Annotated in this window: 17 protein-coding genes; 16 read left to right on the plus strand and 1 reads right to left on the minus strand. The window is 64.0% G+C overall.

Going from position 1 to position 18924, the window contains the following annotated elements; all coding sequences use genetic code 11:
- Positions 1–383 precede the first annotated feature (383 nt).
- From GT613_RS00995 to efp, 16 genes are all read left to right on the plus strand, one after another.
- Positions 384–743, plus strand: coding sequence for a hypothetical protein (locus GT613_RS00995; protein WP_139912465.1), 360 nt, complete (start codon positions 384–386; stop codon positions 741–743).
- A 104-nt stretch (positions 744–847) separates the two neighbouring features.
- The gene (locus GT613_RS01000; protein WP_009609378.1) at positions 848–2191 is read left to right on the plus strand and encodes an FAD-dependent oxidoreductase; all 1344 of its coding nucleotides are present in this window, start codon (positions 848–850) and stop codon (positions 2189–2191) included.
- Between the two features lie 503 nt (positions 2192–2694).
- A complete protein-coding gene (locus GT613_RS01005) occupies positions 2695–4035 on the plus strand; it encodes a replication-associated recombination protein A (protein ID WP_009609329.1) in 1341 nt (446 codons plus the stop codon).
- Between the two features lie 105 nt (positions 4036–4140).
- Positions 4141–4902 (plus strand): hypothetical protein, encoded by a 762-nt coding sequence (locus GT613_RS01010; protein WP_009609342.1) that lies wholly within the window; start codon positions 4141–4143, stop codon positions 4900–4902.
- Between the two features lie 32 nt (positions 4903–4934).
- Entirely contained in the window at positions 4935–6224 is a 1290-nt protein-coding gene (locus GT613_RS01015) for an AI-2E family transporter (RefSeq protein WP_009609454.1), read from the plus strand.
- Positions 6225–6327: 103 nt separating this feature from the next.
- Complete coding sequence (gene alaS, locus GT613_RS01020; protein ID WP_114516361.1) at positions 6328–8964, plus strand: alanine--tRNA ligase; 2637 nt, start codon at positions 6328–6330, stop codon at positions 8962–8964.
- Between the two features lie 711 nt (positions 8965–9675).
- Positions 9676–10092, plus strand: a complete 417-nt coding sequence (gene ruvX, locus GT613_RS01025; RefSeq protein WP_009306675.1) for a Holliday junction resolvase RuvX — start codon at positions 9676–9678, stop codon at positions 10090–10092.
- 21 nt (positions 10093–10113) lie between these two features.
- The gene (mltG, locus tag GT613_RS01030) at positions 10114–11271 is read left to right on the plus strand and encodes an endolytic transglycosylase MltG (protein ID WP_114519746.1); all 1158 of its coding nucleotides are present in this window, start codon (positions 10114–10116) and stop codon (positions 11269–11271) included.
- 18 nt (positions 11272–11289) lie between these two features.
- Positions 11290–11850, plus strand: coding sequence for a YqeG family HAD IIIA-type phosphatase (locus tag GT613_RS01035; RefSeq protein ID WP_114516359.1), 561 nt, complete (start codon positions 11290–11292; stop codon positions 11848–11850).
- Between the two features lie 27 nt (positions 11851–11877).
- Positions 11878–12825 carry a shikimate dehydrogenase gene (locus GT613_RS01040; RefSeq protein ID WP_114516358.1) on the plus strand — a complete coding sequence of 316 codons (948 nt, stop codon included), beginning with the start codon at positions 11878–11880 and terminating at the stop codon, positions 12823–12825.
- A 365-nt stretch (positions 12826–13190) separates the two neighbouring features.
- Complete coding sequence (gene aroC, locus GT613_RS01045) at positions 13191–14363, plus strand: chorismate synthase (RefSeq protein WP_009609385.1); 1173 nt, start codon at positions 13191–13193, stop codon at positions 14361–14363.
- Positions 14360–14929 (plus strand): shikimate kinase, encoded by a 570-nt coding sequence (locus GT613_RS01050; protein WP_192925343.1) that lies wholly within the window; start codon positions 14360–14362, stop codon positions 14927–14929. Before aroC ends, GT613_RS01050 begins: the two co-directional genes overlap by 4 nt.
- On the plus strand, positions 14911–16023 hold the full coding sequence (gene aroB, locus GT613_RS01055) for a 3-dehydroquinate synthase (RefSeq protein WP_009609434.1): 1113 nt from the start codon (positions 14911–14913) through the stop codon (positions 16021–16023). Before GT613_RS01050 ends, aroB begins: the two co-directional genes overlap by 19 nt.
- A gap of 15 nt (positions 16024–16038) precedes the next feature.
- Positions 16039–16467 (plus strand): type II 3-dehydroquinate dehydratase, encoded by a 429-nt coding sequence (gene aroQ / locus GT613_RS01060; protein WP_009306668.1) that lies wholly within the window; start codon positions 16039–16041, stop codon positions 16465–16467.
- Positions 16448–17614, plus strand: a complete 1167-nt coding sequence (locus GT613_RS01065) for a Xaa-Pro peptidase family protein (protein WP_009609341.1) — start codon at positions 16448–16450, stop codon at positions 17612–17614. The genes aroQ and GT613_RS01065 overlap by 20 nt, the downstream gene beginning before the upstream one ends.
- A 357-nt stretch (positions 17615–17971) precedes the next feature.
- The gene (gene efp / locus GT613_RS01070) at positions 17972–18532 is read left to right on the plus strand and encodes an elongation factor P (RefSeq protein WP_009306665.1); all 561 of its coding nucleotides are present in this window, start codon (positions 17972–17974) and stop codon (positions 18530–18532) included.
- 68 nt (positions 18533–18600) lie between these two features.
- Here the strand turns inward: efp and GT613_RS01075 are convergent, their stop codons facing one another.
- Positions 18601–18906 (minus strand): helix-turn-helix domain-containing protein, encoded by a 306-nt coding sequence (locus tag GT613_RS01075; protein ID WP_009609432.1) that lies wholly within the window; start codon positions 18904–18906, stop codon positions 18601–18603.
- Positions 18907–18924: the final 18 nt, after the last annotated feature.

Consider the following 18924-nt stretch of genomic DNA (forward strand, 5'->3'; position numbering starts at 1 on the left):
ACTATTGTCGCCTATCCTTCTTACGCTGAATCGCATGATGCGTCGCATCATGCGAAAAACGTTGTATCAGAATGGATACACCTCGTAGACTGGCAGTATGGAAGCCATGGGGAAACGGGGAAGCTATGAAGCGAAACGAAAGAAGGGTGCCTTACTCGTCGGCAAAGGCGCTGGCGTGCGCGTTCTCGACGTTTGCGGTTTTGGCGCTTGCGCTTACGGGATGTGCGCCGAAAGCTAACGACGCCGTTGTTACGGGCGAAGACGAGGCTGCGGCAGTGCAAGTCGACTTCACGTGGTCTGAAACCGGCGATTGCAGTATGTGCCACGCAAAGGAACAGGCGTCGTTCGAAGACGGTTCCTGTGCGATATCTCGGCACAAGGACATGGCTTGCTCTCAGTGCCATGCCGATGTAGCAGCGCTTTCTGCGGCGCATGAAGGAGCCACCGCTGAAAAGGCAGCCAAGGCCGTCCTCAAAACCACAACGGTGGATGTTGCGACGTGCGAGAGCTGTCACTCGCAAGACGAGGTGGAGGTCGTTACGGCTGGCGTAACCGTGCTAACCGACATGAATGGAACGATAGTGAACCCGCATGCGTTGCCAGAATCGGCCGACCATGCCGAAGTCTCCTGCGTGAGCTGTCATCAGATGCATGCGGCGGGCTCCATCGAGAAGAAGGCTCAGCGTGCATGCGCCAGTTGCCATCACGCCGACGTGTACGAATGCTACACCTGCCATAGCTAGGGTTTGCGCGAATCCGCACGAAGGGATAACGCGGTTTTGCCGCGTGCCCCGCCGCGCCGAGAAACGGTCGCGGCGGCATATAGGAGGAAGGGAAAGGTACGATTATGGGGAACGAGAATGCACGCTTCTCTCGCCGAAACTTTTTGAAGGGGACCGGCGTTGCGGCGCTGGCAATGGCGGGCGGTGCGCTGGTTGGATGCTCATCCGGAAACGATGCATCCGCTTCAGGTGTCTCGTCCGAGTCGACCGCTGTCGACGGCTCGTCCATCGCGTGGACGAAAGAGGCCGACGTCGTGGTATGCGGCTATGGTGCGGCGGGCGCTTCCTGCGCCATCGAAGCGGCGGCGAACGGGGCTTCGGTTATCATTCTCGAGAAGGCAGCGCTGCCAGGTGGTTCTATGGCTCGTTGCGGCGGTGCCATCATGGGTGCGCCGACGAAGATCCAGAAAGCTCTCGGCATCGAAGACAGTGCCGACGCGTTATTCGATTGGATAATGACCTGCACCGACGGCACATGCAGCAAGGATATCGCACGCGCTTATGCTGATGTGGCTGGTCCGAACGTCGACTGGCTCGATGCGCTCGCCGAGGAATACCTGGGTCAGCCGTGCTTCGAGGTGGCCATGGCCGAGGCAAACGTCGGCACAGCCGACGGGGGGCACAACGGCGCGGTTGGCGGATGCCTCGACGCCACGGGTTGCGAATACGAGAAGTTCGGCGTCAAATTGGAGGAAGCCGTTCCGCGCACCCACTGGGCCAAGGCAGCCCCCGACAACACCGCGAATTCAGGTCCCGAGTTGTTTGACCCGTTGCTGGCGTGCATCGAAAAGCAGAGCAACATCGAGGCGGTCTTCAATACGGCGTTGGTGAAACTGGTAACGAATGCCGAGGGCGTGGTTATCGGAGTGGAAGCCGAAGGCGCGGGCGGCAGGGAGTTCTATAAGGCAAGCAAGGGCGTTATGCTGGCTACAGGCGGGTTCCCGGCCGGTTTAGAGATGCAGGAGCGATTCTGCCAAGACGCGCTCGACTATAGCACGTATATGTGCAAAGATTGCACGGGGGATGGCGTGAAAGCCGCCATGGCCGTAGGAGCCGATCTGTACAACATGTGCAACTATTATCCTATCGAGGTTGCGCAGCAATACCATTACAACGTGCAGTACAACGACGTGTACAACAGTTGGGATATGGATTCCGACGGATACATGGAAGTGCCGGCTATGAATATGGCGGAAACGCACGGCGGCCTCGTCATCAACACCGACGCCCAGGTTCTCGACGTATGGGGCGAGCCCATTCCGCATTTGTACTGCTCCGGTTGCGATACCGGTTCGAACATCTTCGGCATTCCGGGCAACTATCCTGGATGCGGATGCTACGTAAGCTTCTCGTTTGCGTTCGGCCGCATCGCCGGCAAACATATGGCCGATTCGGAAGCCGTCGCTTAGGCACTTCTTTGCCGTGCGGCATCCCTCCCCGCCGCACAGTCGGTTTCCTAAAAGGAAAGGGGCTGCAGTTTTGAACTGCAGCCCCTTCGTGCGTCATTGGAAGCCCTACCCCCGGCCAGAAGGATGAACCCACCTTAAAAGGTGGGTGCTCGCAGCCCGCTTCCTGGCTTTCGTGTCAACGGACACGAATCCCCATTTCACACGCGATCTTGAGCTCCCTCATGTATCAGCATCGGTCCATCGCAAAGTATGGCTACGAGGGCAGGACCTGCTTTTGAGTATATGGGTAGCATCGTTAAAATAAAGACTTGACATCCGGTTGTTTCGCCGATTACACAACCCGGTCTTCTACATGCCGAGCGGCTGCGGATCGAGCGACGGAATGCGAGGACGGGAGTGCGTTGTCGCCCGAAGGCCTCGTTTTCGGGCGCGATTCCGAGTTTTTCGGGCGACAATGCAACGTCCGCTAGGCAAACAAGCGTTCGCATGATACGATATATGGCATGGATACCTTATTTACCGAAATGGAAAACGAGCGGAAGTCGGAAGTGGCGCCCTTGGCAGTGCGCATGCGTCCGCGCACGCTCGAGGAAGTGGTCGGCCAGGACGAGGCGGTGGGCCCCGGCTCGTGGCTGCGCAACGCCATCGAGCAGGACCAGTTGAGCTCGGTCATCCTGTTCGGCCCGGCGGGCACGGGCAAGACCTCGCTCGCGCACGTCATCGCCGAGACGACGAAGGCTACGTTCGTGGAGGTGTCGGCCATCGGCGGCACGGTTTCGGATCTGCGCCGCGAAATCGATGCCGCCGACAAGCGCCTGTCGGCGTTCGGTTTGCGCACCATCCTGTTCGTCGACGAGATCCACCGCTTCAACCGCAGCCAGCAGGACGCGCTGCTGCACGCCGTGGAGGATCGCGTGCTGGTGCTGGTGGGAGCCACAACGGAGAACCCCTTCTTCGAGGTTAACTCGGCGCTGATCAGCCGCTCGCGCGTGGTGGAGCTGCACGGGCTGTCCGACGAGGAGATCGTCAGCCTCGTGGAGCGTGCGCTGGTCGACGAGCGCGGCCTGGGCGGCCGCTATCGGTTGGATGCCAAAGCGCGCGACGCCATCGTGCTGCTGGCGGGCGGCGACGGGCGCGCGGCGCTCACCACGTTGGAGCTTGCCGCCGGTATGGTGCAGCCCGGCACCTCGAAGAAGCCCGCGAAGATCACCGAGGACAACGTGCGCGCGGCCACGCCGCATCGCTCGCTGCCCTACGACAAGAACAAGGACATGCACTACGACGTCATCTCGGCGTTCATCAAGTCCATGCGCGGCAGCGACCCCGATGCCGCGCTGTACTGGCTCGCCCGCATGATCGATGGGGGAGAAGACCCGAAGTTCATCGCGCGCCGCATGTTCATCGCTGCGTCGGAGGATATCGGCAACGCCGATCCGCAGGCGCTGCTCATCGCTGAGGCCGCGTTCAAGTCGGCCGAGGTCATCGGCTATCCCGAGTGCCGCATCAACCTGGCGCAGGCTGCCATCTACCTGGCGCTCGCGCCCAAGAGCAACGCGGCGGAGGCGGGCATCGATGCCGCGCTGAACGAGGTGCGCAACGGGCCGTCTCGCAACGTGCCCGACCATCTGCGCGATCGGCACCGCCCCGGATCCGAGAACTACGGCGAGTACAAGTATCCGCACAGCTACCCCAGCGGCTGGGTGAGCCAGCGCTACCTGCCCGACGGTTTGGAGCGCGGCTGCTTCTACCGGTCGAGCGATCGCGGTTGGGAGGCCTACCGCAGCGACACGTTCGCGCGAGACCGTCTGGATTCCGGAGAAAACCCCACGTCGCGCGGAAGGTAACCGATTGTCTACTCCTGTGGAAGCAGGGTGAAAAGTTGACCTCGGCCTGTATATCATCCGAGGTGCTCGTGCTATAGTAATGGCTTCGGAAACAGGAGGCATACGGTGGATATCAGCGAAATTCTCAGCATAGCGTTGCCGGTGGTCTATGTGATCGTGGGCGCGGTGCTGGTGTGGCTCGTCATCGAGCTTGTCATGACCGTGCGCAAGACACGCAAGACGGTCGACGATCTGCAGAAGCAGGTCGAGCCTACGCTGGCAAGCGTGGAGCGTATCACGGCGTCGCTCGAGCCCGTCGCGGCGAAGGTGGATCCGCTGGTGGAGCGTGTGTCGCTGACGGTCGATGCCGCCAACCTCGAGATCATGCGCGTCGATCAGATTCTCGAAGACGTGAACGAAATCACCGACTCGGTGGCCTCGGCCGTCGAAGCGGTGGACACGGTGACCAACGCTCCGGTGGAATTGGTGAACAACGTGACCTCGCGCGTGCGCAACGCGTTCAAGTCGCGCCGCGCCAGCGACGAGTCGGTTGCCCTCGGCCAGGCGAAAGCCGAGCGCTCCGCCTCCCATGGTGCGAACGGACACGGCACCGAAGTGCCCGTTTCGACCGCCGACGTCGTCAAGGGCGTGGTGACCACCTCGGTCGCGGCCGCGAAGGAGGCCGTTGCCGACCAGCGCGAGCAACGCGCCGAGCAGCGTGCCGAGCGAGACGAGAAGGCCGAAGCCAAGCGCGTCGCCGCCGATAAGACGTCCGAAGTCGCCGCCACCATGGCCGATGCCGTGGCTACCGCCGCGAACGCCGATGCCGCAGCTGCGCAGCAGTACTTCACGTACGACGCAGACGAAAAAGCGAACCAGGGCAAGTAACGACAGCATACACGGCACGAAAGGGCGACTCGGTGGAGACTCCCAGCTCCGAAGCGACGAAAACCGACAAAGCGAAGCGAAGCTTTCTCATAGTCTGGACGATCGTGGGCGGCATTCTGCTCACGGGCGTTCTCGTTTACCTGTTCAATATTTTGAGCGTGCCTATCGGCATCGTCATCTGGTCCATCGTCATCGTATTCTGCCTGCGAGGACCGGTGAACAAGCTGGAGAAACTGGGCGTTCCACGCGTGGCCGGCACGACGATCGCCTACGTCCTGATGTTCGTTGTTCTGGCTTTGGTGGGGCTTCTCATGTTCTCGCCGGCGTTCGGCGTGGGCGACCAGTTCACCAACCTCATCGAGAGCATTCCGGGCTACGTTCAGACCATCGCCGGGTGGGGCAACGACCTGTACACGCGCTACGCCGACGTGCTTCAGAACGACACGGTACAAACGTGGATCAACAATGCGCTGGACGCCATCGTCTCATGGGCTTCGACGTTCGCCCGCGATAGCGCCAACGGCGTGGTCGCCATCGGGACGGGTCTGGTCAACACGTTCGTTGCGCTCGGGTTTGCGCTGGTGGTGGCTTTCTGGATCCTCATGGAGCTTCCGCAGCTTGGACGCGAATGCATGCGCCTCGTCAACCCGAAGCGCCACGAGGATCTGGAAATGCTGCACGTCACGTTCACGCGCGTCATGGGCGGCTACATCAAGGGCACGCTTTTGCAGTGCGCCATCATCGGCGTGGGCTGCGTCGTTCTGTTCGGCGCCATCGGCATCCCGAACTACGCGGCGCTCGGCGGCATCGCCGGCCTGTTGAACATCATCCCCATCGTGGGCCCGTGGCTCGGCGGTGCGCTTGCGGCCATCGTGGGCGTGTTCGTCAGCCCCTGGATCGCGGTCATCGCGCTCGGCGGCACCATCGCCATCCAGCAGATCGTCTATACGTTTATTTCGCCGAAGATCATGGCGAACTCGGTGGACGTTCATCCGGCGCTCACCCTCATCGCTTTGATGGCGGGCTCCGCTATAGGCGGCGCTATGAGCGGCTTCACGGGCTCGCTTGTGGGTATGTTGGCTTCCATTCCCGCCGTCGCGGTTGCGAAGTCGGTTTTCGTGTATTATTTCGAAAAGCGCACGGGGCGGCAGCTGGTAAGCGCAGACGGCGTGTTCTTCCAAGGCACCACCGCCTCGGACGGCACGCTCGATCCCATCGCCGATGCCACGTCGCCGCATCCCGACATCTCGGCGGCGTTCGAGCGCGTCGAGCAGCGCAAGGCCGAGGCCGATCAGAAGGCGCAGCATCGTAAGAAGCGTTGATCGGGCTTTGTTGGCCTGAGCGCGTGGGGGCGTGCGGGCGCACGTCGTTAGTGGAGCAGCGGGTCGTGCGAGGCGGCCCCCGAGGAGATAGAAAGACGCGACTATGAAGTACATGACCAGCGCGGAGATCCGCGAGAAGTACCTGAGCTTTTTTGAGGAGAAGGGCTGCAAGCGCTGGCCCTCGTCATCGCTCATTCCCGACGACCCGTCGTTGTTGCTGACGAGCGCCGGCATGGTGCAGTTCAAGCCGTATTTCCTGCAGCAGAAGCACCTCGAAGCCCCCTACATCGGCACGACGACGGTGCAGAAGTGCGTGCGCACGAACGACATCGACATCATCGGCACCACGGGCCGTCACCAGAGCTTCTTCGAGATGTTGGGCAACTTCAGCTTCGGCGAATACTTCAAGGAGGAGATGTGCGCGTGGGCGTACGAATTCTCCACCGAGGTGCTGGGCCTGCCGGCCGAGCGCCTGTACTTCACCGTGTATCTCGACGACGACGAGACCATCGAGATCTGGAAGAAGCTGGGCGTGCCCGACGACCATATCTCGCGCCTGGGCGAGGATGACAACTTCTGGCGTGCCGGGCCTACGGGCCCCTGCGGCCCCTGCTCGGAGATCTACTTCGATCAGGGCGAGGACTTCGGCTGCGGCAGCCCCGACTGCGCGCCTGGTTGCGACTGCGACCGCTTCCTGGAGTACTGGAACCTCGTGTTCACCCAGTACGACGGACAGGAAGACGGCACGTTCGTGCCCCTTCCGAAGAAGAACATCGACACCGGCATGGGCCTCGAGCGCATCGCGGCCATCCTGCAGGGCGTCCAGTCCAATTACGAGACGGACGTGCTGCGCAGCCTCGTGGCGGTGGGCGAGAAGCTGACCGGAACGACGTACGGCGAGGACGCGGCCATCGACCTATCGCTGCGCATCATGGCCGATCACAGCCGTGCCGTGGCATTCATGATCGCCGACGGCATCCTGCCCTCCAACGAAGGCCGCGGCTATGTGCTGCGCCGTCTGCTGCGTCGCGCCGTGATGAAGGGCCATCTGCTGGGCCTCGACAAGCCGTTCCTCAACGATTACGTCGACGAGATCGTGAACCTCATGGGTCACGTGTACCCCGAGATCGTGGAGAACCGCGAGCTCACGCGGCGCGTCATCCTGTCCGAGGAAGAGCGCTTCGGCGCAAACCTGCGCCAGGGCCGCGCGTTCCTCGACGAGGCGCTGGCCGAGCTCGAGGGCGAGGTGCTGCCGGGCGACCGCGCGTTCACGCTGCACGATACGTACGGCTTCCCCGTGGAGGTCACGCGAGAGCTGTGCGACGAGCGCGGCATCGAAGTTGATATGGAAGGCTTCGGCCGCTGCATGGACGAGCAGCGCGAGCGCGCTCGCGCTGCCAATACGAAGGACGCCGAGGCGGCCTGGTCCACCTATGGCGGCGTGATGAACGAGATCCTCGAGGCCGTGGGCCCCACCGAATTCCTCGGCTATACGAAGAACGACGCCGAAGCGCGCGTGCTGGCGCTTGTGAAAGACGGCGTGCAGGTGGATGTGCTGGAGGCGGGCGACGAGGGTCGCGTAGTGTTGGACGCTACGCCCTTCTACGCTGAGAAGGGCGGCCAGATCGGCGACGCCGGCGTGCTTGCGAAGGACGATGCCATCGTGGCGGTCCTGGACACGAAGGAGCCCGAGAAGGGCCTGATCGCGCACACCGTGAAGGTGGAGAGCGGTCGCTTGAGCGCGGGCGATGCCGTGCATGCCGCCATCGACGTGCCGCGCCGCGAGCGTATCCGCCGCAACCACACCGCTACGCACATCCTGCATTGGGCGCTGCGCGAGGTGCTGGGCGACCATGTGAAGCAAGCGGGCAGCTACGTCGCCGACAGCCGTCTGCGCTTCGACTTCACCCACTTCGAGGCCATGACGGCCGAACAGATCGCCGAGGTGGAGCGCCTGGCGAACCAGAAGATCATGGAGAATCATCCCGTGCGCGCCTACGAGACGTCGCTCGCATCGGCACGCGAAGCCGGCGTCATGGCGCTGTTCGGCGAGAAGTACGGCGAGTTCGTGCGCGTGCTCGACATCGAGGGCTTTTCGCAGGAGCTGTGCGGCGGTACCCACGTTTCGGCTACGAGCGAAATAGGCTTCGTTAAGATAACCTCCGAGACCAGCGTGGGCGCGAACCTGCGTCGTATCGAAGCCGTGACCAGCTTCGACGCGCTTGCGTACATGAATCGCGTGGAGGCTGAGCTCAAGGAGGCGGCCGAGTCTTTGCGCGTGCCCCTGTTCGACGTGAGCGAGCGCACGGCATCGAACATGAAGACCTTGAAAGACCTGCAGACGAAGTTGAAGCGTGGGCGCGAGGCCGTGGCCGACGACGGCATCAACGCCTTGCTCGAGACCGCGCAGACGAGCGCTGCGGGCTATCCGGTAGTGTTCGGCCGCATGCCGGAGGCCGATGCGGGTCAGATGCGCAACATGTGGGACGTGCTGCGCACGCGTTTGGGCCAGCCGGGCGCCGCGGTGCTGGCCACGGAGAAAGACGGCAAGCCCACGCTGTTGGCGGCCGGCACGCCGGAGGCGGTGGAGGCGGGCTTCGACGCAGGCGCCGTCATCAAGGCGATCTCGGGGAACATCAAGGGCGGCGGCGGCGGAAAGGCCGCCATGGCGCAGGCCGGCGGCAAAGACGCCTCGGGCATCGATGCGGCCCTTCAGGCTGCGCGCGACATGCTGCTGTAGGGTTGTTGGCTGGGCGCCGTGCCGAGGGGTGCGGCGCCCAGGCGGTCCTGAGCTCGCTCGAAACGTCCACAGGACGTTTCGGCTCGACGGGTGCGGCGCCGCGAAGCGAAGCGTGACAAGTCCCCGAAGGGGAAATCTCGCGGCGCACCCCTCGGCACGGCGCCCGAGGCGGTTCTTCCGCTGGGGGCACCGGCTCTGCGAGCGGCGCTTCAACCTGCGGGGCGTCTTTTTCGGCGGCTTCTCCGTGAATCGGAGAAGCCCTTTTTTCATCCTGGGGAGTGATCATGCTGCCTCGCTTGCCTCTTCGTGACGCGCGTGACCGTCTTGTCGTCTTCGTCAACCTGGGGCGTGCGAAACGGATCGAGAAATCCTATTCGGTCGTTTGGCGGGCTGATTTTGGCAAGAATTTCGAGGTAGGTAAAAGTTACATATATCTAACTTGGCTAAAAGCGAGCGTGTGAGAAAACCGACCAGGTGTTTTGCGCACAAGTTACGATGCAAAGACGGTCTTCTGGCGTCCCACATTCACCTAGCTCAAAATTTTTGCCATATTCTCGCACCTCGACGACAAGTCGCCGTCTATCGACCGTGCGATTTTCTCAAAAGAGGTTGCGAGCATGCTTGCGCTCTTCGCCAGGTTGCCGCATTGACGTACAATAAGCTGAAAGCGGAAAGCCGCGCGTATCCGCCGGTAACATGAAAGGGCTCATCATGCGAATTATGGCTTTGGATATTGGGGAGACGCGCGTGGGGGTTGCGGTGAGCGATCCGGGGGAACGGGTGGCTTCTCCGGTGGCCGTGCTGCCCGCCTCGGAAGTGCTGAACTGCGCGAAGCCGTTCCAGCGAGCGCTTGAGGATTGGGAGCCGGAGCTGCTGCTGTGCGGACTTCCCTACACCATGGCGGGCGCGGAGGGGCCTCAGGCCGCGCGCATTCGGAAAGCGGCGAAAACCATATCCGACGCCTGCGGCATCCCTTACGAATTCGCTGATGAGCGGTTAAGTTCGCAGGAAGCCAAACGGAGTTTGCGTGAAAAGGGCATGACCGAGAAGGCCATGCGCGGCAAAATAGATATGATAGCCGCAAGTTTGTTTTTGCAGGCGTGGCTTGACGCGCGCCGTGAGGCTTGATGGAAGAAGAGGATCAGTTCCATGCCCCAGCACAGGAAGCAAGTCACCTATTCTCAGCGTCCGAACCATGCAGCTCGCTCGGCTCATGCCCGGGGCGAGCGCCAGTTCCGTACGTACGATACCAGCTATATCCGCCCGAAGAAAAGCAAGGCTCCTGCTATAGTCGCCGCCGTTTTGGCCGTTCTCGTCGTCGGAGGTTTGGCGTGGGGCGCGCTCACCCTGTTCAACAGCTGTTCCGCGCAATCGGTCGAGCTTCTGGCCGAGGGTCAGGAGGCCACGATCACGGTGGCCGAAGGTGCTGGTGCCAAGGTCGTCGGAGAGCAGCTTGCGGAAGCCCGTCTGGTTTCCAATGCGGGAGACTTCACGAAGCGCGTCAACGAGATGGGCGTTGATTCCCAGCTCAAGCCCGGTACCTACACATTCGCGGGCGGTATGTCGCTCGACGCCATCATCAACCAGCTGACGGCCGGTCCGGTGGCGAACGCGCTCACCATCCCCGAAGGCAGCACGCTCGAGGCCGTTGCCCAGAGCGTGGCAACCTTCACCGAGAATCACATCACGGCGGACGCGTTCACGGCCGCTGCGTCGGATGCCAGCGCATACGCGGCCGACTACGACTTCCTGGCCGACGCGGGCACGAACAGCCTGGAAGGCTTCCTGTTCCCGAAAACGTACGAGATCGGCGACGATGCCACGGCCGAGTCGGTAGTGCGCATGATGCTCGACCAGTTCAAGACCGAGACGTCGGGGCTCGATTGGTCCTACCCGCAAAGCCAGGGCCTCACCATCTACGATGCCGTGAAGCTGGCTTCCATCGTTGAGCGCGAGTCGTCGGGCGACGAGCAGATCCGCGCCCAGGTGGCCTCGGTGTTCTACAACCGCCTGAACAACTTCGGCGATCCGAACTACGGCTTCCTGCAAAGCGATGCGACCACGGCTTACGAGCTGGGTCACGACCCCACCCCCGAGGATATCAAGAATCCAACGCCGTTCAACACCTACACGAACACGGGTCTGCCTCCCACGCCCATCTGCTCGCCGGGTCTCGATTGCCTGCAAGCCGTGTGCAACCCTGCGCAGACGAACTACTTCTTCTTCTACTTCGCGCCTGATGAAGGCGGTACGATGCAGTACTACTTCAGCGAAACGTACGAAGAGCATCAGCAGACGTTCTCCTAGGCCGTTAGCGACAACGCCATGTCTTTTCTCGAACCCGACCGCTACTTTGCGCGCATCTCGCGCATCGATATCGACCGCGACCTGCTGGCGCTGGGCTTTCGCAACGTGCTGCTGGACGTGGACAACACCATCCTCACGCGTGACACCCACGAAGTGCCGCGTGACGTGGGGTTCTGGCTGGCGAAGGCGCGCGACGCGGGCATTACGTTCTGCCTTGTGTCCAACAACTGGCACGAAGGGGTGTACCAGCTGGCGAACCGTCTTTCGCTGCCCATCGTGGCGAAGGCCGTCAAGCCGTTGCCGCCCGCGTTCCTCATGGCTTTGCGCAAGCTGGGAGCGAAGCGTTCCGAGACGGTGGTCATCGGCGATCAGCTGGTCACCGACGTCATGGGCGCGCATTTTCTGGGCATGAAGGCGTATCTGCTGGCTCCGCTGGTGGAGCAGGATCTGCCCCATACGCTGCTGCTGCGCAACTTCGAGCGCGTCGTCATGGGCGAGCGTAAGCCGGAGGGCGCCGCATCGACGTCGCAGAACGCCGTCCCCTGCGAGGATGAGGAACCCGACGCGCAGGGCGTCTGATGTGAACGAGCGAGCGAAAGGATCGTTATGACCGACACGCAAGCCGAACGGCCGGCCGAGAGCCTGTACCTCTTGGGACATCCCATTGCGCACTCTTCGTCGCCCGCGATGTACAACGCCGTGTACGAGCGCTTAGGATTGCCGTGGCGCTACGGTTTGGCTGATTGCGCGACCGAGGAAGAGGCGCGCTCGTTCGTGGAGGCGCGCGGCTTCCTGTCCATCAACATCACCACGCCGTACAAGCCGCTCGCGTTCGAGGCCGCCACGGCGAAGGCTGCCACGGCGAAGCTCGCCCAGGGCGCGAACGTGCTGGTGAAGAAGGGTGACGCGCTCATCGGCTTCAACACCGACGGCCAGGGCTGCGTGGCGTACTTGGAGCGCACGGGCTTTTGCTTCGCAGGCAAGCGCGTGGCCGTGTGCGGCACGGGCCCCACGGCGCTGTCCATCCTGCACGCATGCGCCATCGCCGGGGCGGACGTGGCCATGCTGGTCGGGCGCGACAAGGAGCGCTCCCGCAAGGTGCTCGAAGGCTACGTCGAGCGGTTCGGCCTGTTGGCAAATGCCACGGTGGACCTGCCGGCAGCGCAGGCGCACCATCGCAGCTTCCGCACGGCTTACGAGCGCACCACGTTCAAGTTCGGCAGCTACACCACGTCCACGAAGGCGCTGGCCGCCGCCGATCTCGTGGTGAACGCGACGCCGCTCGGCATGAACGAGGGCGACGGCTCGCCGTTCGACGTCGGGCTTCTGAGCGCGGGCCAGACCGTGTTCGACGCGGTATACGGCCACGGCGAGACGGCGCTCGTGCGCGCCGCGCGCGAAGCGGGATGCACGGTGCACGACGGCGCCGGGATGCTGGTAGCGCAGGCAGTGGCCACCGTGCACGCCGTGTGCGACCTCGCCGAGGTCGACGTCGCCCTGTCTGACGACGAGCTGTTCGCCTTGATGGCGGAAGCGGCAGGATTCGACCTGTAGACTTCCGTCATCCTGAACGGAACCGACTGGTTGCTTCGTCATCCTGAGCGGAGCGCGTAGCGCGGAGTCGAAGGATCCCGTGAGGCGCCAGCTGGAAGCGTCTCGGTTGGCACCGTACGGCATCCTTCGCGTCCCCGCTTCGCGGAGCCTCCCTGCGCTCGCTTCGCGTGCTCGGGAGTTCGACAGTCCACTGGACTGTCGAATGCTGCGCTCGCTCAGGATGACGAGTACGTGAGCCATAGGGATGGGGTTGATGACTCATTCGATGCGGATGCGGCGTGCGACCTGCTTTTTGCTAGCCTTGCCTGAACGGTAGGGTACAATACGATGCGAACCATTCGTATCAGCGCGGAAAGCGACAGACTATGCGATACCTAACAGCAGGCGAGAGCCACGGTCCGTGCCTGACGGCCATCGTCGAAGGCGTGCCCGCGGGCTTGAAGATCTCCGAATCGCAAATCAACACCGACCTTTCTCGTCGTCAGTCCGGTTACGGGCGCGGCGGCCGCCAACGTATCGAGCGCGATACCGTGGAGGTCGTCTCCGGCGTGCGCTTCGGCCGCACGCTGGGAACTCCTATCGCGCTCGTGGTGCGCAACCGGGACTGGGAGAACTGGACCGATCGCATGGCCGCGTTCGGCGAGGCTCCGTCCGACCTCGCCCGCGAGGTCACGCCACGCCCCGGCCACGCCGACCTCGTGGGGGCGCTCAAAACCGACACGTCCGACTGCCGCAACATCCTCGAGCGCGCAAGCGCCCGCGAGACAGCTGCGCGCGTGGCGGCGGCCGGCATCGCGCGCGAGTTCTTGGCCGACCTGGGCGTGGAGGTGTTCTCGTACGTCACGTCCATCGGAAGCGCGTCCTTCGAAGAGGACGACGCGTTCATGAACGCTCCCGACTACAAGCCGCTTGCTATCGAGACGAGCGAGGTGCGCTGTCCCGACGAACAGGCGACGGAGGCTATGAAGGCCGAGATCGACCGCGCGAAAGACGCGGGCGAGAGCCTGGGCGGCACGTTCCGCGTCGTGGTGACGGGGCTCGTGCCGGGCGTGGGCGGCTACGCCTCGGCAGGCGATCGTCTGACCTCGCGTTTGGGTGCTGCCCTGTTCTCCATCCCCGCCATCAAGGGCGTCGAGTTCGGCCTGGGCTTCGAAGCGGCACGGCGCGTGGGCTCCGAGGTGCACGACCCCATCGCGCTGGACAAGCAGGCCGGCTTCGTGCGCACGTCGAACAATGCGGGCGGCCTCGAAGGCGGCATGACCACGGGCATGCCCCTCATCGTGAGTGCGGCCATGAAGCCCATTCCCACGCTCATGACGCCGCTCGAGACGGTGAACCTCGACACGTTGGAAGTCGAAGAGGCGTCGAAGGAGCGCAGCGACACGTGCGCCGTGCCCGCCTGCGCCGTGGTGGCCGAGAGCGAGGTGTCGTTCGTGCTGGCCGAGGCGTACCTCGAGAAGTTCGGGCGCGATAACATGGCCGACATCAAGGCGGCCGTGAAAGCGTACCGCCAGCGGCTCAGGACGATGGCGCGATGAGGCACGAGGCTTCGAGACGACCTCGCGTGGTGGGGGAGCTTGCGCGCCCCGTGTTCTTCGTGGGATTCATGGGCGCGGGGAAGACGTCGGTCGCGCGACGGCTGGCGCGCACCTGCGGCGTGGCCTCGGTGGACATGGACACGTACCTCGAGCGCCGCGAGGGCAAGCGCGTGAAGGAGATCTTCGCGCAGGCGGGCGAGGACGGCTTCCGCGCCATCGAGACGGACGTGCTGCGCGAGCTGGCCGGCAAGGAGCCGCTGCTCGTGTCGTGCGGCGGCGGCGTGGTGAAGCGCGATGAGAACCGCGCCATCCTGCGCGATGCGGGGTTCGTCGTGTACCTGAAGGTCACGGCCGACGAGGCGAAGTCGCGCATCAGCGACACCTCCACGCGCCCTTTGTTCCAGGACCTCGATGCCGCGCGCAAGACGTCCGAGGAGCGCCTGCCCCTGTACGCCGACGTGGCTGACCTCACCATCGACACCGCCGGCAAGAACGTGGCTACCATCGCGCGCGAAGTGCAGAGCGCGCTCGAGAAGGAGGGCATCCTGTGCCTGCAACGAAAGTGATCGTCAACATCCCCGGCGAAGAAGCCTACGACGTGCGCATCGGCGGCGGCGTGCTGGCGAATCTGGGCGCGCATCTGCGCAAGCTGCCGGCGTTCGCCGAGTCGGACCGCGCGCTCGTCGTCACCGACGAGAACGTTGCGCCGCTGTACCGCGCCGACGCGAAGGAAGCGCTCGCGCAAGCCGGGTTCCGCGTGAGCGACATCGCCGTGCCGGCGGGCGAAGGCTCGAAGTCTGTCGAGGTGGCGGGAGAGATATGGGAGGCCATGGCCAGCCTTGCGCTCGGCCGCGACTGCGTGGTGGTGGCGCTCGGCGGCGGCGTGGTGGGCGACCTCGCCGGGTTCGTTGCCGCAACCTATATGCGCGGCGTGCCGGTGGTGCAGGTTCCCACGACGCTGCTATCTATGGTGGACTCGTCGGTGGGCGGCAAGACCGGCGTCAACCTGGCGGCCGGCAAGAACCTCGTGGGCGCGTTCAAACAGCCGGCGTACGTGTGCGCCGACACGGCCACGCTGGCCACGCTCGACGAACGCGAGTGGGCCTGCGGCTGCGCGGAGATAGCGAAGTCCGCGGTCATCGACTCGGACGACTTCTTCTTCTGGCTGGTCGACGCGGCGGGCGCGCTGGCGGCGCGCGACGAGGTGGTAGTAGAGGAGGCCATCGCGCGCTCGGTGGTGTTCAAGGCCGACGTGGTGGCCGCCGACAAGTCCGAGAGCAAGGGCGTGCGCGAGTGCCTGAACTACGGCCACACGTTGGGACATGCGGTCGAATCGCTGGCGGGGTACGGCGCGTTCTCGCACGGCGCGGCCGTGGCCGAGGGCATGCGCTTCGCCGCGCGCATGGCCGTGTCGCTGGTGGACGCGCCGCTCGATTTGGTCGAGACGCAGGACAGCCTGCTCGACCAGCTGGGCCTGCCCGCCCTCGACTGGTCGGCCGAGCCGGAGGCCATGCTGGAGGCCATGAAGCGCGACAAGAAGGCCCGTCGCGGCCAGGTGCGCTTCGTGCTGCCCCGCGACGTGGGTTCCTGGCAGCTCGCCGACGTCGACGACGCCACCATCCTCGACCACCTGAACGCTTGGGCTCGCTCGAAGGCATAGGGGAGGAAGCCGATTATGAAGAAGATTCTGGTGTTGAACGGGCCGAACCTCAATTTGCTGGGAGTCCGCGAGCCCGACGTGTACGGCACGGTGACGCTTGCCGACATCGAGCGCGAGGTGACGGAATACGCGGCCGAGCGGGGTGCGAGCGTCGACTGCTTCCAAAGCAACCATGAGGGCGCGCTCATCGACAAGTTGCACGAGGCGCGCGGCGCGTACGACGGCATCGTCTACAATCCCGGTGCGCACACGCACTACTCGTACGCGCTGCGCGACGCCGTGTCGTCCATCGACGTGCCCACGGTGGAGGTGCATCTATCCGATATTTCCGCGCGCGAGGAGTTCCGCCGCATCTCGGTCATCGCGCCGGTATGCGTGGCGCAGATCAAGGGCAAGGGCAAAGAGGGCTACAAGGAGGCCGTCGATGTGCTGCTCGCCCGATAGCGCCGCGCTCGCTGCGGCTGCCGGGCCTCGCCTCGATCGTCTCCGCGCCGCCTGCGCCGATGCGGGCATGGGCGCGTTCTTCGTGCGCGACACCTCGAACATCGCCTGGCTCACCGCGTTCGACGGCGTGTTCGACGACGAGGACGCGCACGCGCTGCTGGTCACGCCGCACGATGCCGTGCTGCACACCGACTCGCGCTATAGCGAGGCGGCGCGCGCGGCTGCTGCCCGCGAAGGAGCGGTCGCGGTCGACGACGCACGGGTCACCCACGCGAAGTTCGTCGCCGAAACCTTCGCCGCCCGCCACGTCGACCAGCCGTCGGACGGGGCCGAAGCCATCGCGCTCGGCATCGAGGACTCCATGACGCTCGCCGGCTTTCGCGCGCTCGAAGCCGCCTTCGCGGAGGCTCCCGCGCGTCCGCAGTTGCGCGAAACATCCGACTCCATCGTGAACCTGCGCGCCGTGAAAGACGTGCAGGAGATCGCGCGCATGAAGGCGGCTCAGGTCGTCACCGACGCCGCGTTCGCGCACATCGTGGGGTACATGCGTCCCGGCATGACCGAGCGCGAGGTGCAGATCGAGCTGGAGGACTTCATGCGTCGCCACGGCGCCGAGGGCCTTGCGTTCCCGTCCATCGTAGCCGCGGGCGCGAACGGCGCGAGCCCCCATGCCATTCCTGGCCAGACGGTGCTCGAGGCGGGTCAATGCGTCGTGCTCGATTTCGGCGCACGGGCGCACGGGTACTGCTCGGACATGACGCGCACGGTGTTCCTGGGCCAGCCGTCCCAGAAGATGCGCGATGCCTACGCGGCCATCCGCAGCGCGAACGAGCAGGTGGAAGCCGCGCTCAAGCCGGGCGTGACGGGCAAGGTCATGCACGAGCTGGCCGAGCGCGCGCTCGCGGACGCGGGTTTCGCCGGCAAGATGGGCCACAGCTTGGGCCACGGCGTGGGTATCGACATCCACGAGCAGCCCGCGCTGTCGCCGCGCAACGAGCAGCCCCTCGTGCCGGGTAACGTGGTGACGGTCGAGCCGGGCATCTACCTGCCGGGCGAATTCGGCATGCGCCTGGAAGATTTCGGCGTGATCACGCCCGACGGCTTCGAGGTCTTCACCCGATCAACCCACGATCCGGTGATCCTGTAGCCGGTTCTCCGCCCGGGCGGTGGATTTCTGGGCGCAAAACGGCACCCATGACAATTCAGAGAGCGAAAATCGGGCGGTGAAAGCCTCACGATTTTCGCCATCTGGGCTTTTGCGGGGCCAATGGGGCGCTGCATCCAACAAATGCGTCCGGAAATTGTCATGGGTGCCGTTTTGCGCCCAGCACCTCGGCACGCGTTACGGTTTCGCGTCCGTCCCGTCGGTTCGCCCTGATTTTTTTCTGATACGGTTGATGTGCGCACGCAAGGTTTGCCCGACACGTTATAATGTACCGGTTTGAACGCTGATCGGGCCCCGCGGCGCGCAGCGGATCGCCCGTGAACGAAAGGATTACCGAGTATGGCTATCTCTACCGCCGATTTCAAGAACGGCATGTGCATCGAGTTTAACGGCAAGCTGTGCACCATCGTCGAGTTCCAGCATGTGAAGCCCGGCAAGGGCAGCGCCTTCGTCCGCACGAAGCTGCGCGACATCAAGACCGGCCGCATCATCGACAACACGTTCAACGCCGGCGTCAAGGTGGAATCCGTGCGTCTCGAGACGAAGAAGCTGCAGTACCTCTACAACGACGGTGCCGATTTCAACTTCATGGACAACGACACGTTCGAGCAGATGGCCATCTCGACCGAAACCGTCGGCGATGCCGCGAAGTGGCTCAAGGAGAACGACGAGGCGTCGCTGCTGTACGCTGGCGACGAGCTGATCAGCATCGAGCCCCAGATGTTCGTCGAGCTCGAGGTCACGCACACCGAGCCCGGCTTCAAGGGCGACACGGCCACTAACACGACGAAGCCCGCCACGCTGGAGACCGGCGTCGAAGTGCAGGTTCCCACGTTCGTCGAGATCGGCGACGTCCTGCAGATCGACACCCGCGACGGCCGTTTCATCAAGCGCGTGTAGCAAGCGCGAAACCCCGACTCGGCTCAATGGAAACGAGGGCGCCCGCCGGGCGCCCTCGTTTTGTTCGTCTACATACGCGCGTGGTTGTCGGGCAGGGGGAGGGGATAGTCCTCCAGCTTGTAAGCGGCGAGATCGAGCAGCTCGCCGGGGTTCACGTCGAGGGCGCGGGCCAGCTTCACGATGTCGGAGAGGCGCACGTCCACGAGGCCGCCTTCGAGGTTGCTGATGCGAGGATGCTTCGTGCCCACCATCTCGGCCAAGGTGGTTTGGGAGAGTCCTTCGGAGGTGCGCACTTCGAGAAGCCGGCTGCCCAAGTCGGCAGACAGGCGCTGGACAAGGGGATCCTTGCGCGCCATCTTCTCGTTTTTGCTCATCTCGCTCATACAGAAAGC

Source organism: Eggerthella sp. BIOML-A4, from assembly GCF_009875575.1.
GTDB lineage: Bacteria > Actinomycetota > Coriobacteriia > Coriobacteriales > Eggerthellaceae > Eggerthella > Eggerthella lenta.

What these genes read in the sequence shown, in the direction of transcription:
- ruvX (WP_009306675.1), top strand. Translation starts at nt 9,676, where the DNA reads ATGCGAATTATGGCTTTGGATATTGGGGAGACGCGCGTGGGGGTTGCG.
- GT613_RS01075 (WP_009609432.1), bottom strand. Translation starts at nt 18,906, where the DNA reads ATGAGCAAAAACGAGAAGATGGCGCGCAAGGATCCCCTTGTCCAGCGC.
- aroQ (WP_009306668.1), top strand. Translation starts at nt 16,039, where the DNA reads ATGAAGAAGATTCTGGTGTTGAACGGGCCGAACCTCAATTTGCTGGGA.
- GT613_RS01065 (WP_009609341.1), top strand. Translation starts at nt 16,448, where the DNA reads ATGTGCTGCTCGCCCGATAGCGCCGCGCTCGCTGCGGCTGCCGGGCCT.
- GT613_RS01000 (WP_009609378.1), top strand. Translation starts at nt 848, where the DNA reads ATGGGGAACGAGAATGCACGCTTCTCTCGCCGAAACTTTTTGAAGGGG.
- GT613_RS01005 (WP_009609329.1), top strand. Translation starts at nt 2,695, where the DNA reads ATGGATACCTTATTTACCGAAATGGAAAACGAGCGGAAGTCGGAAGTG.
- GT613_RS01040 (WP_114516358.1), top strand. Translation starts at nt 11,878, where the DNA reads ATGACCGACACGCAAGCCGAACGGCCGGCCGAGAGCCTGTACCTCTTG.
- mltG (WP_114519746.1), top strand. Translation starts at nt 10,114, where the DNA reads ATGCCCCAGCACAGGAAGCAAGTCACCTATTCTCAGCGTCCGAACCAT.
- GT613_RS01035 (WP_114516359.1), top strand. Translation starts at nt 11,290, where the DNA reads ATGTCTTTTCTCGAACCCGACCGCTACTTTGCGCGCATCTCGCGCATC.
- aroC (WP_009609385.1), top strand. Translation starts at nt 13,191, where the DNA reads ATGCGATACCTAACAGCAGGCGAGAGCCACGGTCCGTGCCTGACGGCC.
- GT613_RS00995 (WP_139912465.1), top strand. Translation starts at nt 384, where the DNA reads ATGGCTTGCTCTCAGTGCCATGCCGATGTAGCAGCGCTTTCTGCGGCG.
- alaS (WP_114516361.1), top strand. Translation starts at nt 6,328, where the DNA reads ATGAAGTACATGACCAGCGCGGAGATCCGCGAGAAGTACCTGAGCTTT.
- efp (WP_009306665.1), top strand. Translation starts at nt 17,972, where the DNA reads ATGGCTATCTCTACCGCCGATTTCAAGAACGGCATGTGCATCGAGTTT.
- GT613_RS01050 (WP_192925343.1), top strand. Translation starts at nt 14,360, where the DNA reads ATGAGGCACGAGGCTTCGAGACGACCTCGCGTGGTGGGGGAGCTTGCG.